The sequence below is a fragment of the Rothia mucilaginosa genome (assembly GCF_964210535.1).
In the GTDB taxonomy this organism is placed as follows: Bacteria; Actinomycetota; Actinomycetes; order Actinomycetales; family Micrococcaceae; genus Rothia; species Rothia mucilaginosa_F.
On record NZ_CAXOMR010000020.1, the window covers coordinates 18,624 to 40,188 of the forward strand.

Here is a 21,565-nt window from a genome sequence, read left to right on the forward strand (position 1 = left end):
CTCCGAAAAGCCCGAACGCCCCGCACCGTGCGGGTGAGTGTGTAAGATAAAATAATGCGCCCGAGGCGGTGGCACCTACCCGCCACCCCGTACGGCGCTGTTGACTGTCCAAGAAGCCCGACCCTGCGTATGAGAGGGAAAGCCTGTGTCTGAAACCGAGAACACTCAGCCTGATTCTGCGACCCCCAGCTACCCCACGCAGGGTGAGCGCATCGCCCCCGGCTCGCGCCGCGATCTGCTGCCGAATAATTACGATGTGAAGAATACGCGCATCCTTTTTGTGCACGCGCACCCGGATGACGAGACTTCCTCGACCGGCGCAACCATGGCGTACTACGCGCAGAAGGGCGCGGAGGTGTACCTGCTGACCGCTACCCGCGGTGAGCTGGGCGAGGTCATCCCCGAAGAGCTACACCACCTGGAGGTCGGTAAGCCCGGCTGCCGTGATAATGGTGAGGCGCTGGGCGAGTACCGTACCGGCGAGCTTGCCGGCGCTATCAAGGCTCTGGGCGTGAAGAAACAGTTCTTCCTGGGTCAGGAGCCTGCTGTGGCTGAGGGCGCGCTGCCGCTGTACCGTGACTCCGGCATGGCGTGGGGTCCGGAGGGTAAGCCCGTAGCTAACCCGGTGGCGGCGGCTGATTCGTTGACCGCGCAGCCTCTGGAACCGCAGGCTCAGGCTCTGGTGGCGGCTATTCGCGCCCTCAACCCGGATGTTCTGGTCACCTATGACGCTGACGGCGGCTACGGCCACCCCGACCACGTGCGCGTGTACGAGATCGTGCACCGCGCCCTGCAGATTCTTGAAGATGACGAGGACCGCCCGATTCTCACCTGGGGTATTGAGGGCGAGTTCGATACGGCTGATCAGCGAGTTCAGACAGCTATTTACGGTGACGGTACCGCTAAGCGTAAGGCGATGGAGGCGCACCGCACCCAGATTACGGTCGTGGACGAGAAGACTTTCGAGTACTCGAACAAGGTGCCGCAGAAGATTTCTGCCGTGGAGACTTTCCGCGTGCTCGACGGTGACCCGACCGCGACCGTGCACCCGAAGCCGCAGGAGGCTGGTCTGGTCGCCGGCGTTCTGACCGGCTCGATTCTGGGTATTTTCGCCGGTATCGCCGGGTCGATTTACCACGCCTGGGTCGTGTACGCGGGGGATACCGCCCTGCCGCTCGGCTTGCTGGTGGCGTACCTGACGGTTTTCTTCACCGCCCTGTGGTGTGCCCTGTCGCTGCGTCGCGGCTATGCGGCGGCTGTTGTGGCTGTTGCGGTGTTCGTGACCGTGTACGTTCTGGCGTACGGTCGCCCCGATTCGCCGTTCGTGCTGGTGAACCCGAGCCACTCGGCGATTGGTTTCTACGGTGCCCTGTGGTGGTTTGGTGCCCCGGTTGCGGCGATGCTGGGCATGCTCGTGTACACGCGCGCTCGCGTGAAGGACGCGCAGTATTTCTCGCCGCGTGCGGCGCATCAGCGTGCGCGTGCTAAGAAGTAGCCTGAAGGTTATCGCTACGTCATAACGTGGGGGAGGGGCGTTCCGGTGTGCCGGGGCGCCCCTCCTTCTTTGGTAGCGGTTTCTTCTGCATCCTTGTCTGGTCTGCGGGCGATGAGTTGCGAGTGTGGGCGTGAAAGCAGGAAAATAGCGAAGAAAATTTATGCGTTATTCGGTGAATTTCATGCGTGGGAAAAAGCGTGGACTTCATCAAAAAATTCATGTGACGAAGATTTCATTTTTGGCTTAATCTATTTTTAAAAGCCAACCGACTAGCCGTAACGCAAAAAAACACCAGGTCAGCCTAGCCTAAAAAATACCCCCATAAACCCAAATGGCGACTGTCTGATACACCACGAAAATACTGTTAAACAGCCAGTGCGCGATAGACTATACACAGACTTCCCCGCCGGGTACCACCTACTCGGCGGTTTACTCTGTAGATTTTGCCCTGCAGCAGACGACCCGCAGAACGGCGGGCACGGGGCGAACAGCTTCTAGAAAGGCACACCAATGACCTACGTAATCGCGCTTCCCTGCGTGGATGTCAAAGACCGCGCATGCGTTGAAGAATGCCCCGTCGACTGCATCTACGAAGGCGAACGCACCCTGTACATCCACCCGGATGAGTGCGTGGACTGCGGCGCCTGCGAGCCCGTCTGCCCCGTAGAAGCAATCTACTACGAAGACGACGTCCCCGAAGAGTGGAGCGAATACGTCAGCGCCAACGCAGACTTCTTCGACGACCTGGGCTCCCCGGGCGGCGCAGCAAAGCTCGGCCCCACCGGCAAGGACGTGCCCTTCATCGCGGCACTGCCCCCTCGTGGTGAGTAGTAGCTGCGGCGAATAATAGCTACAACCGCATAGACTGACCGCACCCGCTAATGGGTGCCAAGAGCCTCCATCACAGCACCCGGTGCCCACGCACCGTCTAGGCGCTGGAATGGAGGCTCTTGCTGTAGGCACGCCAGCGCACGGACGCTAGACTAAAATGACGAAAACTATTCCCAAGCAACCAGGTGACACAATGACTTACGGCCTGAACCTGCCCGAATACCCCTGGGAGGCGCTCGCCCCCTACCGTGCAACCGCAGCCGCCCACCCGGACGGTGCGGTGGACCTGTCCATCGGCACCCCGGTCGACCCGACCCCGCAGAACATTCGCGAGGCGCTGGCGGCAGCCTCTGACGCTCCCGGCTACCCGACCACCCACGGCACCCCCGCCCTGCGTGAGGCTATTGCCGAGTGGTTTGCGCGCCGCCGCAGCGTGACCGGCCTGAACCCGGACGCGATTATGCCCACGGTTGGTTCGAAGGAGCTCGTGGCGTGGCTGCCGTTCCTGCTGGGTCTGGGCCCGGGCGATGTGGTCGTGTACCCGCGCGTTGCGTACCCCACCTACGATATGGGTGCCCGCTTTGCCCGCGCCGAGTCCGTGCCCGCTGACAGCCTCGACGAGCTGGACACTGACACCCGCAGCCGCGTGAAGCTGATTTGGGTGAACTCCCCGGCGAACCCGAACGGTGTGGTGCGTACCGTGGAGCAGCTGCGTGAGATTGTGGCGCAGGCGCGTGAAATCGGTGCCGTGGTGGCATCTGACGAATGCTATGCGGAGCTCGGTTGGGGTGCTTGGGATGAGGTGCGCGGCGGTCAGCCGGTGCCGTCTATCCTGGATCCGCGCGTGTGCGATGGCGACTTCACCGGCCTGTTTGCGGTGTACTCGCTGTCGAAGCAGTCGAACCTCGCCGGTTACCGCGCCGCGTTCATCGCCGGTGCCCCCGAGCTGATGCCGAACCTGATTAATAGCCGTAAGCACGCCGGCATGATTGTGCCCGCCCCCGTGCAGGCTGCCATGATGGTGGCGCTGGCTGATGAGGCACACGTGGAGGCTCAGAAGGACCTGTACCGTGCCCGCCGTGAGGTACTGCAGGAGGCGATTGCCGCCGCCGGTGGCCGCATCGAGAATTCTGAGGCTGGCCTGTACCTGTGGACCACTTTTGGCGAGTCTACCTGGGATTCGATTGGTCGCCTGGCTGAGCTGGGTATTATTGCTGGCCCCGGCGTGTTCTACGGCGAGGACGGCGAGGGTTACGTGCGCATCGCCCTGACCGCCTCCGATGAGGCGGTGGCGAAGGCTGCTGAGCGTCTGAAGGCATCTGCATCTAAGTAGTCCCGACGGGTCTAACTAGCCTGCATGGCAGAAAGCCCCCGCGCCCTCCCACTAGGGAGGAAACGCGGGGGCTTTGCCGTATCTGCTGATAATCGCTGGCTGAGGAGCCCGAACGAGAAGGGTTACTTGCGGTCGCCGGGCAGAACGAACATCTGAACGGTCGGCGGGTTCGGGTTATCCAGAGCGTCCGGAATCAGGTTTCGGGTCACCTTCGCGGAGGTGCGCGACGCCAGCCTGTCCGTAATGCCGGTTGCTACAGCCGTCAGCACGAAGTTCACCGTCACGAAGAGTGCCGCCGCCAGAAGCAGGGTCTGCAGCACGTTACCGTCACCGGAGCCGATGCGGCGCGCCGAAGCGAGCAGCTCGGGGTAGGAGATGATGTAACCGAGGGCGGTGTCCTTCAAAATCACAACGAACTGGCTGAGCATCGAGGGCATCATCGCGGTGAACGCCTGCGGAAGCAGGATCCGAATCAGCGTCTGGGTCGGGGTCAGACCAATCGCAAGACCCGCCTCGCCCTGACCGCGAGGAAGTTGCTTCACGCCCGAACGCAGTAGCTCAGCAATCACCGAGCCGTTGTACAGGGTCAGACCAACCACCACGGCGATGAAGGGCAGCTGAGCCGGCGGAAGGCCGCTGTACTTGCCCAAGAACAGCCAGAAGAAGATCATCATGATCAGCACCGGCACGGCGCGGAAGAACTCCACCACCACGGTGCCGAACCAGCGGATAACGCGGTACTGGGAGAGTCGAGCAATACCGAAGACCACACCGAACGCAACCGAGGTAACCACCGAAACCGCTGCCGCCGACAGGGTCGAGGCGAGGCCCGGCAGGTAGTAGGAGCTCCAGGCGCGGGCGGTGAACAGGTCAGTCCACTTTTCTGCCTCCAGCTGCCCCTTCTGACCCATCACGGTCAGCACATACACCGCAAATAGTGCAAAAAGGACTACAGCAACAATGTTGAAGATGCGGATACGACGCTGCGCGATAGGACCCGGCTCGTCGAAAAGCACCGAAGAAGCGGCGCGGGTGTCATTACTGATAAAAGGGTTTTTCATCGCTTCACCGCCAGCTTACGGGATGACCAGGTGGTCAACGCACCAATGGGAACAACAATGATGACAAAGCCCATCGCAAACATGATGAAGATAGCGAGCACCATGTTCGCGTCGAACTCAATCATGGATTTCATCAGCCCGGAGGCCTCCGCCACTGACGCGACCGAGGCGACAGTGCTGTTCTTCGTCAACGCGATCAGAGTATTGCCGAGCGGGGTAATGGCACCGCGTAGAGCCTGAGGGAAAATCACCAGGCGGGCGGTGTCGAAGAAACCCAGACCGATAGCGCGTGCCGCCTCAGCCTGACCCTTAGGCACGGTGTTCACACCCGAACGGATCGCCTCGCAGATAAACGCCGAATGGTAAATCGATAGGGCAATGACCGCGTACACGAAGAAGTTCGTGTCGAAATCGTGCGAGAAGGAGAGCTGGAACTGTGTCCACACACCCAAAATGGCGAAAGTCATCATGATGGTGAGCGGAGTATTACGGACAGTATGCACATAGGCGGTGCCCACCCAGCGCAGGGACGGGACGGGGCTGATGCGCATGAGCGCCAGCACAGTACCGAGAACGAACGAGCCAAGAGCCGCCCAGAAGGTCAGCTGAATATTGGTCATGAAGGCGCCAACCACATCGTACTTGGACAGGAGGGTGCCGAGTTGGTCAAAGAATGACATTCGTGAACCTCTCTAGAGGCCTAGGCGCAGGAAGCGCTCGGGGACGGCGGGTTGGTTTCGGTGTTGTAGTGGTAGCCGGTGCCTTCGGTGTACTTGGTGATGAGCTTCTCCCAGGTACCGTCGGCAACCATCTCGTTGATGGCGTTGTTCACGGCTTCGCACTTGTCGGTGCCCTTGGGCAGACCCACGCCGTAGCGTTCGGTCGTGAAGGGGGAGCCGACCACTTTCAGCTTGCCCTTGTTCGCTTTGGTGGCTGCCAGACCGGCGAGGGTAATGTCGTCGGTGGTGACGGCGTCCACCACGCCGCCGTTGAGGGCGACCACGCAGTCGGAGTAGCTGTTCTGCTTGACCAGGTTCACGTTCTTGGCGAACTTGTCCTGCACCTTCTGGGCGCTGGTGGAGCCGGTGACGGAGCAGAGGTTCTTGCCGTTGAGGTCGTCCGGGCCGTGAATATCGGTGTTATCGGCACGCACGAGCAGGTCCTGACCAGCCGTGTAGTAGGGGCCGGCGAAGTCCACGGTCTTCTTGCGGCTTTCAGAGATGGAGTAGGTCGCAAAAATCATGTCTACCTGGCCGGTGTTGAGCATGTTTTCGCGGTTAGCGGCGGGGGATTCTACGAACTCAATCTGCTCTTCGGAGTATCCGAGCTTGCCGGCGACGTAGCGTGCCACCTCCACGTCGAAACCGGTGTAGGTGTTGCCGTCCTGGTAACCGAGGCCGGGCTGGTCTACTTTGATGCCGATGCGGATCTTGTGGTCGCTGTCTGCGCTGGAGCATCCGGCGAGGACGCCGGTCAGAGCGAGGGATGCTGCTGCGGCGAGTGCCGCGAGCCTACGTGAATATTTTTTCATGTCGGTCCCTCCGCTTTAGTGGTTGATGATCTTGGACAGGAAGTCCTTGGCGCGCTCGCTCTTCGGGTTGGTGAAGAACTCGTCCGGGTGCGCCTCTTCGATGATCTCGCCGTCGGCAAGGAAGACGATGCGGTCTGCCGCCTTGCGGGCAAAACCCATCTCGTGGGTCACCACGATCATGGTCATGCCTTCCCTCGCGAGGGAGACCATGGTGTCGAGCACCTCGTTGACCATTTCGGGGTCGAGCGCGCTGGTGGGTTCGTCGAAGAGCATGACCTTGGGCTTCATGGCGAGTGCACGGGCGATGGCGACGCGCTGCTGCTGACCGCCGGAAAGCTCTGCGGGCATCTTGTGCACCTGGGAATCCACACCGACCTTCGCGAGCAGGTTCATGGCTTCTGCTTCTGCCTCTGACTTGGACATTTTGCGGATTCGGCGGGGCCCAAGGGTTACGTTATCGAGGATGTTCTTGTGCGCGAAGAGGTTGTAGGACTGGAAAACCATGCCGACTTCGGCGCGGAGCTTGGCGAGTGCGCGGCCTTCTTCGGGTAGTTCTTGTCCGTCAATGGTGATGGATCCGCTGGTGATAGTTTCGAGGCGGTTGATGGTTCGGCAGAGGGTGGATTTGCCGGAACCGGAGGGGCCGAGGAGGACGACGACCTCACCTTTTCCCACGGAAAGATTGATGTTCTTCAGAACGTGGTTGGTGCCGTAGTACTTGTTGACGTTGGCGATTTCGATGAGGTTTTTCTGCGCTTCGGGAGCTGCCTGTGCGGACATTTTGAACCCTTTCACGTGAGGTGCGTCTATGATGCGGGTTGTCTGTATGCTGAGTTTTCAGCTTACGCCTCAGACGGTTTCCTGTCTGCAAAATATTCACTTTACTGGGTAAGCAATGTGAATTTTTAAGCATGAATGCATAGTTATAGTATTTTTGACGTAAAAATATGGGTAAAAAACACCCCATCTTCACAAAAGGCTCTGACTAGGGAATATATTCTTCCCTTTCTCTACGCACTCACGAGGTGTCAAACGCCTTTGGGGAGGTAGTCACGACTTGGTAAAAATTTCGAAAAAAGCGCAAAAAAGTGCCCGATAGGTGAGATAACACCTATCGGGCACTCTTCAACACCCCTCACAAGGGGCTAAAACAGCTTAGGCTTCGTAACCGTTGGGGTTGTTCTTCTGCCAGTTCCAGTGGTCGCGAACCATGGTCTTAATGTCGCGGCTAGCGCTCCAACCCAGATCCGCCAGAGCAGAGGACGGATCAGCGTAAGAGACCGCAACGTCACCGGGGCGACGATCCACAATCTTGTACGGCAGCTCCTTACCGCACGCCTCCTCGAACGCGTGCAGAACCTGCAGAACCGAGTAGCCGTTACCGGTACCCAGGTTCCAGGTGTGCAGGCCGCCGTGCTCAGTAATGTAGTTCAGCGCCTTCAGGTGACCGTCAGCCAGGTCAACCACGTGGATGTAGTCGCGCACGCCGGTACCGTCAACGGTCGGGTAGTCGTTACCGAAGACGTTCAGGTGCTCGCGGCGACCCACAGCAACCTGCGCGATGAAGGGCACCAGGTTGTTCGGGATGCCCGCCGGGTCCTCACCGATACGGCCGGACTCGTGCGCACCAACGGGGTTGAAGTAACGCAGCAGAGCAATGTTCCACTTGGAGTCGGAAGCAGCCAGGTCAACCAGCATATCCTCAATGTGCTCCTTGGTGCGGCCGTAGCAGGACTGCGCATCCATGTTCATCTTCTCAATCAGAGGCATGGACTCGGGCTCACCGTACACGGTAGCGGAGGAGGAGAACACGATGGAGTGGCAGTCAGCCTCATCCATTGCGTACAGCAGGTTCAGGGTGCCAGCCACGTTGGTCTGGTAGTACCACAGCGGCTTCTCTGCGGACTCGCCCACAGCCTTCAGACCCGCAAAGTGAATCACAGCGTCGGGGCGAACCTGCTTGAAGAGAGCCTTCATACCTTCGAGGTCGAGCAGGTCAACCTTGTGGAACTCGGGGGCGCGGCCAGCGAGTTCAGCGACGCGCTTGAGGGACTCCTCGGAAGAGTTCGCGAGGTTATCCATGACGACGACGTCGTGGCCTGCCTTGAGCAGTTCAAGTACAGTGTGGGAGCCGATGTAGCCGGCGCCGCCGGTAACGAGTACCTTCATGATGTCCTTTCGGGCTTTATATATCCGGAAAAAGTGCTCCGGATGGGGGACAAAAGCTGTTGAGCTGTATCTAATGGTACAGCCGTGCATGCGGTGTAAGTACTGCGGGACACTGTGCGCTTGTGCACTCTGGTGTGAGCACGTGGGAGGCGTTATTGAGGTGTGCCGCCACTCGTCTGCAGCGGCGGGTGCGCTGTACCCGTTACTACCAGCCTAGCGAAAGCCCGAGCATCCCGCCCTGAAAACGGTCATCGTAGCTGCCGCGGATTCGCGCCCAGCCTGTAAGAGTGGCGGACGAGGGAACACCGGGCGCAGAAAAAGGGGCCGGGATGCTTCACACATCCCGACCCCTAAAGCCGATCCCTAAAGTTCGCGGGCCGACCCCCAACGTTCGCAAGGGCAACCAGCGCTAGTCCGGGTGCAGACTAGTTCAGGTGCAGTGCCTCGTTCAGCTCCACGGTGTTCTTCGCACGCGGCAGAACCTCAATCGCGCCGCTGATCGAATTGCGGCGGAACAGCAGATTCGACACGCCGGACAGCTCCGCAGCCTTCACCACACGCGCCTCCTGACCGGGCAGCAGAACACTCACGCGCGAACCGGCGGTCACGTACAGGCCAGCCTCAACCACGCAGTCATCACCCAGGGCAATACCGATACCGGACTCCGCACCCAGCAGAGAACGCTCACCAATAGACACGCGCTGAGTGCCGCCGCCGGAGAGGGTACCCATCGTGGAGGCGCCGCCACCCACATCCGAGCCGTCGCCCACCACAACGCCCTGAGAAATACGGCCCTCAACCATGGAGGTGCCCAGGGTTCCGGCGTTGAAGTTCACGAAGCCCTCGTGCATCACGGTCGTGCCGGACGCCAGGTGCGCACCCAGGCGCAGACGGTCACCGTCGCCAATGCGCACGCCGGCGGGAACCACGTAATCCACCAGGCGCGGGAACTTATCAATGTGGCTCACGCTCAGGTTGCCCAGCTTGCGCAGACCAATCGCCAGCTTCTGGAATTCGGCGGCAAGCACCGGGCCGTGGTTAGTCCACGCAACATTCGCCAGGGTGCCGAACAGGCCGTCCAGGTTCAGCTCGTTGGGGCGAACCAGAGTGTGGGAGAGCAGGTGCAGACGCAGGTACGCGTCGACTGCGTCTTCGGGTGCCTCATCCAGGTTGATGGAGGCGGTACGCACCTCGGTACGGGCGTTGCGCGCAGGGTGCTCAACGGCCAGGTCCTCCAGCTCGTCCGCGATGGACAGGTCGGGGGTCTGGGTGAGGGAGGGGGCGGGGAACCATGCATCCAGGACGGTGCCGGCGTGCTCGCCAGAGACAACAACATTGACCAGTGCAACGCCGGAGGCGTAACGGGGAGTGTTTTCAGACATGCTTCCCATTATAGTTTTGGGGGTTAGAGCCCCTTCAAGACCGTCTCATATGCTCGATATCGGCGTTGAGGGCGTGGGTGTGGGCGCGGGCGAACCTGTAAGGTGGAAGGATGAGCGTTTCCCCCAAGAATTCTGAGCGTCACCCTGTACCGCAGCCGCCCCTGAACCTGGACGTGTCCATGCCCGAGCTGACCCGTGCCCTGTTGGATTACAAGTCGGTTTCCGGCAATGAGCAGCCAATTGCTGACGCCGTGCACACGGCGCTGTCGTTCTGCCCGCACCTGCAGCTGACCCGTGACGGGGACGCCATTATCGCCCGCACCGAATTCCCGCCGCTGCCCGGCGCTGAGGGGGAACGCACCCGCATTATTCTTGCCGGTCACCTGGACACCGTGCCCCTGCCCACCGTTCAGGGCTCGCTGGGTACCGTGCCGTCCACGGTGCGTGAAGAGGACGGGCACAGCGTGCTGTACGGTCGCGGCGCAACGGATATGAAGGGCGGCGTGGCGGTTCAGCTGAAGCTCGCCGCCGAACTGACCGCGCAGGATACCGACTACAACCTGACCTACATCTTCTACGACAACGAAGAAGTCGCCAGCGAACTCTCCGGGCTGGCGCGCCTGATCCGCAACCACGGCGAGCTCATCACTGACGCAGACTTCGGTGTGCTACTTGAACCGACCAACGGCACCATTGAGGGCGGCTGCAACGGCACCATGCGTTTCTTCGTGCGCACCCGCGGCCTCGCCGCCCACTCGGGGCGTGCATGGCGTGGCGAGAACGCAATTCACGCCCTGGCACCGGCGTTGGCGGCGCTCGCCTCCTACGAGCCGAAGACCATCGCGGTGGAGGGCCTGGACTATCGTGAGGGTCTGAATGCGGTGCAGATTTCTGGTGGCGTTGCCGGTAACGTGATTCCTGATGCGGCGGCAATGCACGTGAACTACCGGTTTGCCCCGGATAAGACCCTGGATGAGGCGGTCGCCCACGTGCGTGAGGTCTTCGCCGGATACGAGCTGGACTTTGTGGATCTTTCCCCGGCGGCACGCCCCGGACTGGACACCCCGCTGGCGGCTTCCCTGATTGAGGCTGTGGGGCAGGAACCTCAGCCGAAGTACGGTTGGACGGACGTGGCGCGCCTGAGCGAGATCGGTATTCCCGCGGTGAACTTCGGCCCCGGTGACGCTCTGCTGGCTCACACCGATAACGAACACGTGAGCTTTAGCCAGCTGACCCGCTGCCACGCAGATTTGCGTGCCTGGCTGCTCAGCGACCGCGACGAAGACTAACCGCAACGCTGATTCGCCGCCGTGCTGATTCTGCCGGTGCTACCCCTGACTAGTTGAATCTAGGTGACCGCCACTGACGTGATGGTCCTAAATGATGTGAGAACAACATGAACTTTCTTCTGATTCTGATTGCCCTGCTGATCTCGGGCATTGCGGTGCTCGCCGTTGTGTCGGTCGGCGGTGAGCGTGCCGTGCCCGGCGCCGCGTTCTTTAGCGGTGTGGGCCGTGACGGCCTGGGCACCTTTGACCGCGTGGAGGATTTGAGCTTTATCGCTCCTCTTGTCGGTGCTCCCGAAGATGACAAGGCACTTGAGAACGCACCCGCCGCGGAGGCTGCCGCTTCGACCACAGAATCTGCGGATGCTAACGTGGCTGCCGCTGAGCCGGTTCGCCGCGGCGCGGTTCCACTGGCTGACGAGGCTGAGAGCACCTTGAGCGCGCATGACTTTGTGGAGAAGCGAAAGAACCCGCAGGCTGAGGGCGCGTCTTCGGCGGCTGAGGGGAGCTAACGCCGGTGAGTGTTTCACCTGAACATACTAACTCTTCTCCCGCGCAGGGTGCCGCCATCCCCGCCTCCGGCAAGGAGCAGAGCGAGTCCTTTGACGAGCTGCTGACCTGGGCGTACACCGCCGCCGGTGAGCGTCTGCACCGGGTGGGGGAGCGTCTGCGTGCCCTGCCCGCGTGGCTGTCGGTACTGCTGATTTACGGCCTGTCCCGCGTGTGGGGTTTCATCGTGTTTGCCGTGGTTGGCCAGCAGCAGCTGCGCAGCCCCTGGGGTCAGCACCTGGACTATCTGTCGTTCATTAGCATCTGGGATGCCGGCTGGTATGAGCAGATTGCGGTACAGGGTTACCCGAGTGAGCTGCCGGTGAACGCGGCGGGTGTGGTGCAGCAGAATCAGTGGGCGTTTTACCCGATTTTTCCGCAGCTTTCCGGTGCTATTAGCCATGCGACGGGCATCGGGTACTACCCGGTGGCGGCGACGGTTGCTCTGCTTGCCGGTTTTGCGGCGGCGTGGGTGATTTACCTGCTGTTTGAATCGTCGTTGAAGGCGACCGGTTTCAAGAGTGAGGAGTCGCCTTCTGCGCTGTCCATGTGGGCTGTGGCGCTGGTGTCGTTCTTGCCGGTGGCACCGGTGCTTCAGGTGCCGTATGCGGAGTCGCTGAACCTGGTGTTCCTTGCCGGTGCGCTGCTGTGCCTGGTTCAGGGACGCTACGGTCTGTTGGTTCCTGTGGCTGCGTTGGCGTGCCTGTCCCGTCCGGTGGGTGTGCCCCTGGGCGCGGCTGCCGGCTTGTGGTGGTTTGCGTGCTGGGTGCGTTCGAGCCGCAAGTCCGGTATCGGCACGGCGTTTGTGCGTCATTTGGGGCAGCTGGTGAGCGCCCTGGTGGTGTGTGCGTGTGCGCTGGTGTGGCCTGCGATTGCGTGGTGGGCTACGGGGCGTGTGGATGCGTACACCGCCACGGAGACGGCGTGGCGCGGTACGCATTTGGCGCCGATTCAGCCGTGGCTGTCGCAGGGTTACCTGTACTTTGGGTATGCGGCTCCGGTGCTGCTGACTCTGCTGATTTTGGGTTTTATTGCTCTGTGTTTGAGCCCGCTGGCGCGTAGGGTTTTGGCGGCTCCGCTGAACCTGTGGTGCTTGAGCTATTTTGCGTATTTGATTCTGTTTTTGAATCCGCAGTCGTCGACGTTCCGCCTGTTGTTGCCGTTGTTCCCGCTGGTGATTGTGGTGGCGGCGGCGAGCCGTTCGCGGGCGTATCGTTGGGCGCTGTTGGTGGCGGGTGCGTGTGCGCAGTGGGGCTGGGTTGGCTGGCTGTGGCATTGGAAGCAGCTCCCCGGCGGTGGAGATTACCCGCCGTAAACCGAATATCGTGTCAGGAGACCGCCGGTGCGCTGCCGGCGGTCTTTTGCGTTCGGGAGGCGGGCGTGCCTGCGGTTGGAGCCGCAGCGTTTTAACCCAGCGGTGGAGATTACCCGCCGTAAACCGAATATTGTGTCATGAGACCGCCGGTGTGCTGCCGGCGGTCTTTTGCGTTCGGGAGGCGGGCGTGCCTGCGGTTGGAGCCGCAGCGTTTTAACCCGGCGGCGGAGATTACCCGCCGTAAACCGCTGATGCGGTGTTCTTAGCCGTGGGCGCAATGGCCCTCCGCGGTGCGGTAGCGTACGCCTTCTGCTTGTCCAGAGCTTAAAGACACGTCCAGAAAGCGCCGCGGGTTCGGCGGTGCTGGCTCGGAACTGATAATCTATATTCTGTGTTTGGTATTAGTGGCACCGAGTTGATTATTTTGGCCATCATCACGTTCGTGGTGATCGGTCCCGAACGCATGCCCGAATACGCCCGCCAGATCCGTGAATTCGTCAAGACCGTGCGCCGCATGGCGTTCGACGCGAAGGACGACTTCAAGGAAGCGTTGGGCGAGACGGGTCTGGAAGATATTAACTGGCGCCAGTATGACCCCCGCCAGTACGATCCGCGCGTGATTGTGAAGCAGGCATTCGCTGAGGATGACGCTGAGCGTGAGCGTGAGGCGAGGGAACGTGAAGAGGCGCTACTGAAGGAGAAGGAAAAGGCTGAGAGCCGTGCTCTTCCGCGAGGCGCATACGCCCCCTTCGACGTGGACGCAACCTAAGATTTTGAAACGAAAGAACCCCGCACCGTGATGGTGCGGGGTTCTTTCTACTTTCAGCTTTTGACCGTCAGCTTCTAGACGCTCAGCCTATAGGCTCTCAAGCTCTAAACGAAGAGCGGCAGGCTCTGACCGGCCCTCGACTCACCGGAGTGTAGTAGCTGCGAGGCGATGGACTGAATTTCCTCGGCGGTGGGGGAATCCGGGTGACCCCACACGACGGGTATGCCCTCGTCGCCGCCGGTACGCAGGTTCACATCCAGCGGGACAGAACCGAGCAGCGGTACCGGGTAGGAGAGCGCCTCCGAAAGACGCTCAGCGAGCACCTGACCGCCGCCAGAACCGAACATGTCGAGCACGGTACCGTCCGGCAGGGTCATGGCAGCCATGTTCTCCACCACGCCCACGACCTTCTGACCGGTCTGCAGGCTCAGGGTGCCGGCACGCTCCGCCACATCCACCGCGGCGTGCTGTGGGGTGGAAATGAGCACCAGCTCCGCATTCGGCAGCAGCTGAGCCATGGAGATAGCAATATCGCCGGTGCCGGGCGGCAAATCGAGCAGCAGCACATCCAGGGCACCGAAGTGCACGTCCATGATGAACTGCTCCAGGGCGCGGTGCAGCATGGGGCCGCGCCACGCCACCGGCTCGTTGCCCTTGAGGAACATGCCGATAGAAATCACGCGAATAAAGCCGCCGCTGACCTTCTGCTCACCCCAACGCTGGGCGGGGGCGGGGACATCCACGGTCGGCGGAAGAATCAGGTCATCCAGGCGGGTCGGGGCATCGGTAATACCCAGCAGACCCGGGATGGAGAAGCCGTGCACATCCGCGTCAATAATGCCCACCGCAAGCCCGCGTGAAGCGAACGCGGCGGCAAGGTTCGCGGTCATGGAGGACTTACCCACGCCGCCCTTACCGGACACCACACCGAACACGCGGGTCAGCGAACCGGGGGCGGTGAACGGGTTAGAACGCTCCGGCTTGAGCATCGAACGCAGGGCGGAACGCTGCTGCGGGTTCATCGCACCCACCTGTAGCTGAACGCGCTCAATACCTTCAACGGTGGCGGCGGCGTCACGAACCTGCTGCTCGATGGTGTTCTTCAGCGGGCAACCCTCAATGGTGAGTAGAACCGTGACCTGCGCCCAGTGGCGGCCGGGAATCGGCTCGCCGCGCTCATCCAGTTCAGGATGCACGAGCGCCGTCTCAACCATGCCCAGCTCCGTAATGGGGCGGCGCAGCTCGGGGTCCTCGACGCGGGCAAGCGCCGCGTAGAGCGCGTCCTGTAGCGGGTTATCAGCGCTCACGGGCGGCCTCCCTCACGGGCGCGCTCTGCCTGCTGCTGTGCCTGCTGAGATTCGCGGCTCTGAGGCTGGCTCAAATCGCCGCGGTGAGAATCCTGGTCGGAGTCATTCGTAGAGCGTTCAGCCTTGTCAGAGGACTTCTCGGCACCGGTCTCGGCGCCCGCAGACTCCTTCTGCTCAGAGTTCTGGTCCTCGGACCCCTGCTCCTCAGCGTCCTTCTCCTCACCCTCGGAGGTATCGATATCGTCGATAGCCTCCTCCAGGTCCTCAATGTCCTCACTGATGTCCTGCAGCTGCTCGGCGTGACGCTCCTGCTCCTGCGCAATGTTCTGCAGTTCCTCGAGAATGTCACGCAGCTCGCTACGGACGAAGTCACGGGTCGCAACCTCACGCAGCGCAATACGCAGCGAAGCGATCTCGCGGGTCAGGTACTGGGTTTCCTCCAGGTTCTGCTGATCACGCTTACGGTCCTCAGACGCAACCACGCGGTCGCGGTCGTCCTGACGGTTCTGCGCCAACAGCAGCAGGGGAGCAGCGTAAGAAGCCTGCAGGGACAGCATGAGGGTCAGCAGGGTGAAGTTCAGGCTGCGCGGGTCGAACTGCATCTCCTCCGGCGCCAGGGAGTTCCAAGCAAGCCACACACCACAGAAAATGGTCATCCACATCAAAAACTGCGGGGTACCCATGTAGCGTGCGAACGCCTCGGTCATACGGCCAAAAGCGTCCGGGTTGGGGCTGGCGAACAGCCTCGGCTTGCGGGTGCCGGGGGTGCTCAGCTGCGAGTCGCCGCGCTGCGGGCGGGAGTCGCCGCGCTCGCGGTTGCGTTCAGCGTACTTCTTCTCCAGGCGGTCCTTGAGGATGCGCGCCTTATCGATGCGGGGGTTCTCTTCGGTACGGTTTGCGTCGCGGCGGTTCGAATCAGGCAAAGCGTCGTCCTACCTTTCGTACGGGAGTTCCATCATCGTAAGTGCGCCAGTCTTCGGGCAGGAGCGCATCGAGCACGTCGTCGATGGTCACTGCGCCTACCAGGCGGTGCGATTCGTTCACAATGGGAACGATGGTCAGGTCGTAGGTTGCCAGCACGCGTGCCAGCTCTTCCAAACTAGCCTGGTCAGAGACCGGCTCAGTGTCGGTATCGAGGATGTGACCAATCGGCTCGCTCGGCGGCACACGCAGTAGCTTCTGCATGTGCACCAGGCCCAAGTACTTGCCGGTCGGGGTTTCCAGGGGCGGGCGGGTCACCATGACAGCAGCCGCCATCGCCGGAGGAATCTCTTCAGCGCGGATGTGCGCGAGCGCCTCCGCGACGGTCGCCTCGGGGGAGAGGATAATCGGCACCGGGTTCATGAGCGAACCGGCGGTACCCTCATCGTATTCGAGCAGTCGACGCACGTCGTCTGCTTCGTCGGGTTCCATGAGTTCGAGGAGCTTTTCACGCTGGGCGTCGTCGAGCTCGATGAGCAGGTCGGCGGCGTCGTCCGGTTCCATCTCTTCGAGGACCTGCGCGGCACGCTCATCGTCCAGGTGCGATAGAATCTGCACCTGGTCCTCTGCGGGCAGCTCCTGCAGAACGTCCGCGAGGCGCTCGTCCTGCAGCTCGGCGGCGATTTCGACCATGCGCTTATCGCTCATCTCGTGGATGGCGTCCGCAAGGTCGGCGGGCTTGGAGTTTTCGTGGTTAGCCACGAACGCGGTTGCCGCCTGCGGTTCCACGTCGGTGGAGAGCACCGCCTCGTCCCAGTCGACGATGAGGGTCTCCTTGGAGCGGCGGCGCCACGTGCTGGAGCCGGAGCTGACGCGGGAGACGAACAGCTCGGTCACGCCCCAGTCGCCGTTGCGGCGCTGCTCAATGGCGACGTCCTCAATGACGGCGTCGCCGCTGCCGTCGAGCAGACGCACACGGCGGTCAAAGAGCTCACCGACGATGAGGGTCTCAGAGTTGCGCTGTTCGAAGCGGCGCAGGTTCACCAGGCCGGTCGAAATAATCTGTGAAGCGTCGATACTTCGCACACGGGTCATGGGCATGAACACGCGTTTCTTGCCGAGCACCTCAACGATGATGCCGACAACAATAGGTTCGCTGCCCTTGGCGGGGCGGGCGCCTGCAATGGATGCGCCCAGGCCGCGTTTGAGCACGACGACGTCTCGGAGACGGCCGAGGCGGTCACCGAAAGGGTCAAAAACGTCGAGGCCCAAAAGGCGGGCAATGTAAATCTTGCTGGGGGTGCTGAACTTCGAATTGCTCACCTCTCTAGGGTACGCCCCGCCGCGGGGATTCGCACTTTGAGGGGCCGAATTGAACAGGTGTTCTTACGCCCCGCTGATGCTGCGTGTACGTGCCCTCGACATTCGCTCTATGCCGCGCCCCTACGCCGGGTTCTACACCGTGCCCCTACGCCGTGTGAGAGCACTGACCGCCTCACCCCTCACGGTTTTTGCCGGGCGGTAGAATAGGAGCCATGACTTCTAACCTGCCGAATATTCCCTCGACCCCGCCTTCTTCGTACTTGGCGTCGCGCCTGGCGCAGGCTCAGGGCAAGCCCCTACCCGCCGGCGAGGCGATCGCCTCCTTCGTTCGTCACGATGATGCGCTCGCCGCCTTTGACGTGCTCAGCGAGCAGGATTACCCGGTCACGGCACTGTACCTGGTCAATGACGGTATCCGCCAGGTGGAGTACCCGGTGCAGCCCGGTTATGGTCGTGCCCTGATTTCCTCGGCGATTCAGGGTGCGTCAATGGGTCTGGTGTTTTCGGTACTGTTGACTCTGACCGGTGACTCTTTTATGTCGGTGGCTCTAAAGTACGTGCCGCTGTCGATTGCCATGTTTGTGCTCTGGCAGATGTACATTCTGCGCCGTGGCCGCGGGGTTCGATACCCGATGCGTACCGAGGCGATTCCCTCGCGTACCGTGATGTACGCTCTGCCGGAGTACGCTCAGGAGGCACGCCGTGTGCTGGGCGCGCACCCTCGCTTCTCGGCGGCGGTTGCGGCTGCGCGTGCGACGGCAGCCCCGGAAGCTTCGCAGGCGCGTGCCGCTCAGAGCACCGTCTCGATGAATGGTGCGCCGGTTCCGACCGGCGCCCCGAAGGCTCCTTCGTACCGTGCGCAGGCGGGTAGCCAGCCGGCACCGAACCAGAACCTGCCCGAGCGTGATACTTCCGCGCAGGATGCGGTGGCTCAGAGCGCGGCGCAGAACATGCCCGCGCCCACCCAGCCTACGCAGACTGTTCAGCCCGCTCAGACTTCTCAGACTGCTAGCCAGGAGCCGGTAAACACCGACCAGGCAACCGAACAGAACACCACTGCCCAGAAGTCGGAGCCGCAGAAGCGTCCGGCTCAGCGTTTCGGTCTGCGCGTGGACGACCCTGAAGAATACGCGAAGCTGATTCAGCCCAAGCCGCAGCGTCCGACTCCGCGCCCGCAGGGCCTGCACGATAAGAACCAGCCCGCCAAGGACTCCGAATAGCCCTTGACACAAATAACCCTAAGCCGCAACGGCGATAGCCGCCCATAACGGCGGGAAACAGGCATAGAAGAACATATAGAAGACACGCGAAAGCCCCTCACCGAACGAATCGGTGAGGGGCTTTCGCTACGCATTATCGTCAGACCGTACTAGCCGGTACGGTCCGGCGGGAATGGTTACGCCTCCTTGGAGAGCTTCGCCATCCACTCCTCAATGCCCTCAACGGTGCGGGGCAGTGCAGCGGACATGTTCACGTTGCCGTCCTCGGTGCAGAGCACGTCGTCCTCCAGGCGGATACCGATACCGCGGTACTCCTCGGGAATGGACATGTCCTCTTCCTTGAAGTACAGTGCCGGCTCAATGGTGAAGACCATGCCCGGCTCCAGCTCAGCCCACATGTACAGTTCAGCCTTCGCCTGCGCGCAGTCGTGCACGTCCAGGCCCAGGTGGTGGCTGGTGCCGTGCGGCATCCAGCGGCGGTGCTGACCGCCCTCAATGGTGAGGGAAACCTCGGCAGAAACCGGCAGCAGGCCCCACTCTTCCAGACGGTGAGCCAGAACCTCCATCGCGGCGTCGTGAATCTCATGGAACTTACGGCCCGGCTTAGCGACCTCGAACGCGGCGTCAGCTGCGTCCAGCACAGCGTTGTAGACCTTCGCCTGAACCTCGGTGAACTTACCGTTCACGGGGAAGGTACGGGTCACGTCTGCGGTGTACAGGGTGTCGTCCTCAACGCCTGCGTCCAGCAGCAGCAGCTTGCCGTCATCGACGGTGCCGTTGTTACGGATCCAGTGCAGGATGGTTGCGTTGTTACCGCACGCTGCGATGGTGTCGTAGCCCAGGTCGTTACCGTCGGTACGTGCCACGGAGAAGAACGCGGTCTCAACGACGCGCTCACCGCGGTGGTGTGCAACAGCCTTAGGCAGCTCGCGAACGACCTCTTCGAAGCCCTTGACGGTCAGGTCAACGGAACGCTGCAGGTTCTCAACCTCAATCTCGTCCTTAATCAGGCGAGCCTCAGACAGCGCCACAGCCAGTTCGGAATCCAGCTTGTCAGCCTGCTCCAGCTCCACGCCGGTGTTGTAACGGGAGGTGTCAACCAGCGCGTCAACAGCCGGGTCAACGTTGCGGACCAGGCGGATGTTCACGCCGCCCAGGCCCTGGTTGCCGGCGTTCTTGGTGATAGCAACCTCAAGCTCGGACAGGTCGCGGGTACGCAGACCGTAACGCTCGGAGAATTCCTTCAGGGTGGGGCGGGGGCCAACCCAGAACTCGCCGTAGCGTGCATCCGCGTAGAACTCTGCGGTGTCGCGGCCAGCCAGCGGGCGGAAGTACAGGGTGACTTCGTGGTTGGAGCCGTTGTCGCCGGTACCCTCTTCGACGGGCTCGAAGATCAGCACGGCGTCGGGCTCGTGGTCGATGCCCAGACCGGTCTGGTGCGCAAACGCCGAGTGGGGGCGGAAGCGGTAGTCGCAGTCGTTGGAGCGGACCTTCAGCGGGCCTGCGGGCAGGACGAGGCGCTCGCCGGGGAATGCCTTGGAGATCTTGGCGCGGCGCTCAGCGGCGTAGTCTGCTACGGGCTCGCGGGTGTAGCCGTCATCTTCGGCAGGTGCCCAGTTTGCGGCAATGAATTCGGTGAATGCAGACGCCTTGGGGGTGCTGCGGTGGTCAGTCTTCTGAGCTTCGGTGCTCTTCTCGTTGTTCTCAGTCATGGGTTAATCATATCGTCTTCAATACTGGTGGGCAGGTGTTTTAGCGCTTTTGACCATAAGAGAAGGGGCGGTGGGTCAGAATATATCTTTGACCTGCGACCGGGTGCCCGATATTGCGCCGCCGATATTGGTAGGGTTGAATCAGAAGAGTAGATGACATGCCTTAAAACCCCGCTGAGGTGGCGACGAACTAGCATGGGCGGGGAAGGAGAGAATATGACGCAGACAGAACACCGAAATAGTGCACCTCATACGAAGCAGGCACCGCAGCCCGCTGAACCGGGTACGCCTGAAAACCTGAACCCTGCCGGGCGCTACGACCTGCATATTCACTCCGCTATTTCTGACGGCACGCAGAGCCTGACCGAGCTGGTGCCGCTGATTGCTCGCGCCGGGTTGGCGGGTTTCGCGCTGACTGATCACGATACGACGGCCGGGTGGGCGCAGGCGGCTCAGCTGGCGGATGAGCACGGTCTGGATTTTCTGCCGGGTGCCGAGTTCTCCTGCCGCTACCGTTACACCGATGGTGAGGGCCGTGCACGCACGAAGACTATTCACCTGCTCGCTTATGGTTTTGACCCGGTGGGTTCGGAGTTGGCGCACCGTGTGGAGGCGATTCGTGCCAGCCGTGAGGGCCGTGCGCAGGCTATTGTGCAGCGTCTAGCCGCTGACTACCCGCTGACCTGGGATGACGTGTTGGCGCAGGTTGGGGAGGGGAACACGGCGGTGGGTCGCCCCCATATTGCTGACGCGTTGGTTGCTGCTGGTGTGGTGGCTGACCGTTCTGAGGCTTTCGCGAAGCTGCTCTACACGGGTAGCCCCTACTATGTGCCGCAGGATGCGCTGGACCCGCTGGAGGCGGTGCGTCTGGTGCGTGAGGCTGGGGGCGTGCCGGTGATTGCGCATCCGATGAGTACGATGCGTGGGCCTGCGTTGAGCCTGGAGTATCTGGGTTTGATGGTGGATGCTGGCCTGGCGGGTGTGGAGGTGTATCACCGTGAGAACTCTCCGGAGGACCGGGCGCGTCTGCTGGAGTTCATTGAGGTTCAGCGTGCGGCGGGCCGTGAGGTGCTGGTGACCGGTTCGAGTGATTATCACGGTGCGGGTAAGCCAAACCTGTTGGGTGAGAATACGACGGATGCGGCGACGGTGGCGCGTATCCGCGAGCTACTGGCAACTCAGTAGTAAGACGAAAGAGTGCGGGGCGGGTTCCTTATTGGGAATCCGCCCCACACTCTTTTATTTTCACCTCATTGCATGTTCCTTAAATCTCTACCTGAAGGTTAGGATTTTTGATACGCTGAGAACGTTCTACTCATGAGGGTGCACAAAGATTGTGTCCCTCTGTTCATGAAGGAGCT

General features: G+C 61.5%; 19 protein-coding genes. 9 read left to right on the plus strand and 10 right to left on the minus strand.

Features of this window, described 5'->3' with window-relative positions; genetic code table 11:
• Positions 1-145 precede the first annotated feature (145 nt).
• The 3 genes from AB8C10_RS07160 (at position 146) to dapC (ending at position 3,659) form a co-directional block, all read left to right on the plus strand.
• Positions 146-1,495 (plus strand): PIG-L family deacetylase, encoded by a 1,350-nt coding sequence (locus tag AB8C10_RS07160; protein ID WP_368867328.1) that lies wholly within the window; start codon positions 146-148, stop codon positions 1,493-1,495.
• A gap of 510 nt (positions 1,496-2,005) precedes the next feature.
• The gene (gene fdxA / locus AB8C10_RS07165) at positions 2,006-2,326 is read left to right on the plus strand and encodes a ferredoxin (RefSeq protein WP_005505213.1); all 321 of its coding nucleotides are present in this window, start codon (positions 2,006-2,008) and stop codon (positions 2,324-2,326) included.
• Between the two features lie 193 nt (positions 2,327-2,519).
• Positions 2,520-3,659 (plus strand): succinyldiaminopimelate transaminase, encoded by a 1,140-nt coding sequence (gene dapC, locus AB8C10_RS07170; RefSeq protein WP_368867338.1) that lies wholly within the window; start codon positions 2,520-2,522, stop codon positions 3,657-3,659.
• A gap of 122 nt (positions 3,660-3,781) precedes the next feature.
• Here dapC and AB8C10_RS07175 read toward each other — a convergent pair whose 3' ends face one another.
• From AB8C10_RS07175 to dapD, 6 genes are all read right to left on the minus strand, one after another.
• Positions 3,782-4,720 carry an amino acid ABC transporter permease gene (locus AB8C10_RS07175; RefSeq protein WP_368867329.1) on the minus strand — a complete coding sequence of 313 codons (939 nt, stop codon included), beginning with the start codon at positions 4,718-4,720 and terminating at the stop codon, positions 3,782-3,784.
• Positions 4,717-5,400, minus strand: a complete 684-nt coding sequence (locus tag AB8C10_RS07180) for an amino acid ABC transporter permease (RefSeq protein WP_049327621.1) — start codon at positions 5,398-5,400, stop codon at positions 4,717-4,719. Before AB8C10_RS07180 ends, AB8C10_RS07175 begins: the two co-directional genes overlap by 4 nt.
• 20 nt (positions 5,401-5,420) lie before the next feature.
• On the minus strand, positions 5,421-6,251 hold the full coding sequence (locus AB8C10_RS07185; RefSeq protein WP_368867330.1) for a glutamate ABC transporter substrate-binding protein: 831 nt from the start codon (positions 6,249-6,251) through the stop codon (positions 5,421-5,423).
• Between the two features lie 15 nt (positions 6,252-6,266).
• Complete coding sequence (locus AB8C10_RS07190) at positions 6,267-7,031, minus strand: amino acid ABC transporter ATP-binding protein (RefSeq protein WP_049337287.1); 765 nt, start codon at positions 7,029-7,031, stop codon at positions 6,267-6,269.
• Positions 7,032-7,406: 375 nt separating this feature from the next.
• Positions 7,407-8,420 carry a UDP-glucose 4-epimerase GalE gene (gene galE, locus AB8C10_RS07195; protein ID WP_049346894.1) on the minus strand — a complete coding sequence of 338 codons (1,014 nt, stop codon included), beginning with the start codon at positions 8,418-8,420 and terminating at the stop codon, positions 7,407-7,409.
• 425 nt (positions 8,421-8,845) lie between these two features.
• Complete coding sequence (gene dapD, locus AB8C10_RS07200) at positions 8,846-9,811, minus strand: 2,3,4,5-tetrahydropyridine-2,6-dicarboxylate N-succinyltransferase (RefSeq protein ID WP_070677403.1); 966 nt, start codon at positions 9,809-9,811, stop codon at positions 8,846-8,848.
• A gap of 101 nt (positions 9,812-9,912) precedes the next feature.
• Here dapD and dapE point away from each other — a divergent pair, with 101 nt between their 5' ends.
• The 4 genes from dapE (at position 9,913) to AB8C10_RS07220 (ending at position 13,721) form a co-directional block, all read left to right on the plus strand.
• On the plus strand, positions 9,913-11,091 hold the full coding sequence (gene dapE / locus AB8C10_RS07205) for a succinyl-diaminopimelate desuccinylase (RefSeq protein ID WP_070677406.1): 1,179 nt from the start codon (positions 9,913-9,915) through the stop codon (positions 11,089-11,091).
• Positions 11,092-11,198: 107 nt separating this feature from the next.
• On the plus strand, positions 11,199-11,600 hold the full coding sequence (locus AB8C10_RS07210) for a taurine ABC transporter substrate-binding protein (protein ID WP_368867331.1): 402 nt from the start codon (positions 11,199-11,201) through the stop codon (positions 11,598-11,600).
• Positions 11,601-11,605: 5 nt separating this feature from the next.
• Entirely contained in the window at positions 11,606-12,952 is a 1,347-nt protein-coding gene (locus AB8C10_RS07215) for a hypothetical protein (RefSeq protein WP_368867332.1), read from the plus strand.
• Between the two features lie 391 nt (positions 12,953-13,343).
• Positions 13,344-13,721, plus strand: a complete 378-nt coding sequence (locus AB8C10_RS07220) for a twin-arginine translocase TatA/TatE family subunit (RefSeq protein ID WP_096741066.1) — start codon at positions 13,344-13,346, stop codon at positions 13,719-13,721.
• Positions 13,722-13,825: 104 nt separating this feature from the next.
• On the opposite strand, the gene AB8C10_RS07225 is transcribed toward AB8C10_RS07220, so the two are convergent.
• Genes AB8C10_RS07225 through AB8C10_RS07235 form a run of 3 tightly spaced genes read right to left on the minus strand, consistent with a single transcriptional unit; the run spans position 13,826 to position 17,272 of the window.
• Positions 13,826-15,028: a P-loop NTPase gene (locus AB8C10_RS07225; protein ID WP_368867333.1), complete on the minus strand. Its 1,203-nt coding sequence runs from the start codon at positions 15,026-15,028 to the stop codon at positions 13,826-13,828.
• Positions 15,025-15,951, minus strand: coding sequence for a DUF1003 domain-containing protein (locus tag AB8C10_RS07230; protein ID WP_368867334.1), 927 nt, complete (start codon positions 15,949-15,951; stop codon positions 15,025-15,027). Before AB8C10_RS07230 ends, AB8C10_RS07225 begins: the two co-directional genes overlap by 4 nt.
• Positions 15,944-17,272, minus strand: a complete 1,329-nt coding sequence (locus AB8C10_RS07235) for a magnesium transporter MgtE N-terminal domain-containing protein (RefSeq protein WP_294626946.1) — start codon at positions 17,270-17,272, stop codon at positions 15,944-15,946. Before AB8C10_RS07235 ends, AB8C10_RS07230 begins: the two co-directional genes overlap by 8 nt.
• Positions 17,273-17,484: 212 nt before the next feature.
• On the opposite strand from AB8C10_RS07235, the gene AB8C10_RS07240 reads away from it, so the two are divergent.
• Positions 17,485-18,492 (plus strand): hypothetical protein, encoded by a 1,008-nt coding sequence (locus tag AB8C10_RS07240; protein WP_368867335.1) that lies wholly within the window; start codon positions 17,485-17,487, stop codon positions 18,490-18,492.
• Between the two features lie 176 nt (positions 18,493-18,668).
• On the opposite strand, the gene AB8C10_RS07245 is transcribed toward AB8C10_RS07240, so the two are convergent.
• Complete coding sequence (locus AB8C10_RS07245) at positions 18,669-20,204, minus strand: aminopeptidase P family protein (RefSeq protein ID WP_368867336.1); 1,536 nt, start codon at positions 20,202-20,204, stop codon at positions 18,669-18,671.
• A 216-nt stretch (positions 20,205-20,420) separates the two neighbouring features.
• Between AB8C10_RS07245 and AB8C10_RS07250 the strand changes: the two genes are divergently transcribed.
• Positions 20,421-21,389, plus strand: a complete 969-nt coding sequence (locus tag AB8C10_RS07250) for a PHP domain-containing protein (protein WP_368867337.1) — start codon at positions 20,421-20,423, stop codon at positions 21,387-21,389.
• The last annotated feature ends 176 nt before the right edge of the window (positions 21,390-21,565 follow it).